The sequence below is a fragment of the Polaromonas sp. P1_E1_2 genome (assembly GCF_056406035.1).
On the sequence record NZ_JBFUAZ010000838.1, the window covers coordinates 1 to 1,405 of the forward strand.

2 protein-coding genes are annotated in these 1,405 nt (G+C 61.9%); one reads left to right on the forward strand and one right to left on the reverse strand.

Features of this window, described 5'->3' with window-relative positions; all coding sequences use genetic code 11:
* Nucleotides 1–429, forward strand: a 429-nt coding sequence (locus tag AC1D1P_RS23390) for an N-acetyltransferase family protein (RefSeq protein ID WP_477674645.1), incomplete at its 5' end; no start/stop codon positions are given.
* A gap of 33 nt (nt 430–462) precedes the next feature.
* On the opposite strand, the gene AC1D1P_RS23395 is transcribed toward AC1D1P_RS23390, so the two are convergent.
* Nucleotides 463–1,405: zinc-binding alcohol dehydrogenase family protein (locus tag AC1D1P_RS23395; protein WP_477674646.1), on the reverse strand; the 943-nt coding region annotated here is incomplete at its 5' end.

Below are 1,405 nucleotides of genomic sequence, written 5' to 3' on the forward strand. Positions count from 1 at the left end.
GGCGACACCTATGCCTTTTCGCCCCACAGCACAGAAGCTGAAATACACGCGGTGTGGATGGACGTGCCCCGGGCGACGTATGTAGTGCGTGAGGGGAACAGCGACGACGGCCGAGTGCTAGGCACCTACTTCATCAAACCCAACCAGCCGGGGCTGGGTGCGCATGTCTGCAACTGCGGTTATGTGGTCGCGCCCGAAGCGCAGGGCAAAGGCCTGGCGTCGGCGATGTGCGAGCACTCCCAGCAGGAAGCGCTGGCCATGGGTTTTCTGGCGATGCAGTTCAACCTGGTGGTGTCGACGAATGAGCGTGCTGTTCGGTTATGGCAAAGATTGGGGTTTGAGATTGTGGGGACCTTGCCGGAGGCTTTTCGGCATGTGAGGTTGGGGTTGGTGGATGCGTTTGTGATGTTCAAGACTTTGCGGCGTTAAGGCCGGAACAAGCCCCGGCCTCAACAAGAAAACTCAAACCCATCCTTCAAGCACAACCTTCCCCCGCGCCTTCCCAGACTCCACCAACTCATGCGCCCGCCGCAAATTGGCGGCATTGATCACACCAAACGTTTCCGTCAGCGTCGTGCGGATCAAGCCGGAATCGACAAGTTGGGCGACCTCATTGAGCAGGCGGTGCTGTGCCACCATGTCGGGTGTGCCGAAGAGGGGGCGGGTGAACATCAGTTCCCAGTGGATGGATGCGCTCTTGCGTTTGAACAGCGTGATGTCGAACTTCACCGGGTCGTCAATCAGGCCGAACTTGCCTTGTGGTGCGATGGCTTCGGCGATTTGTGCCAGGTGGCTGTCGGTTTGCGTGAGGCCCACGATGTAGTCCACCGCGGGGATGCCGATACGCTTGAGCTCTTCGGCAATCGGCCGGCTGTGGTCGATGACATGATGGGCGCCGAGTTCCTTCACCCAGGCTTGGGTTTCCGGCCGTGACGCGGTGCCTATCACGGTGAGCGAGGTCAGGCGCGTGGCCAGCTGCGTCATGATCGAGCCCACGCCGCCCGAGGCGCCGATGATGAGCAGTGTTTTGTTGTTCGGTGTTTTGCCCGGCACGATGCCGAGACGGTCGAACAGCATCTCCCAGGCGGTGATGCTGGTCAGCGGCAGGGCGGCCGCTTCGGCAAACCCCAGCGTTTGCGGCATGCGGCCGACGATGCGTTCATCGACCAGGTGGAGTTCGCTGTTGGTGCCGGGCCGGGCGATGGACCCCGCATACCAGACCTTGTCACCGGCCTTGAACAGTGTGACCTCGGGGCCGACGGCGCGCACGATACCGCTGGCGTCATAGCCCAACACCTTGTAATCCGAGCCAGCGCTGCGCGCCGCGCTGGCGCGTACTTTGGTGTCCACCGGGTTCACTGAAACGGCTTTCACCTCGACCAGCAGGTCGTGGCCGGTGGGCGTC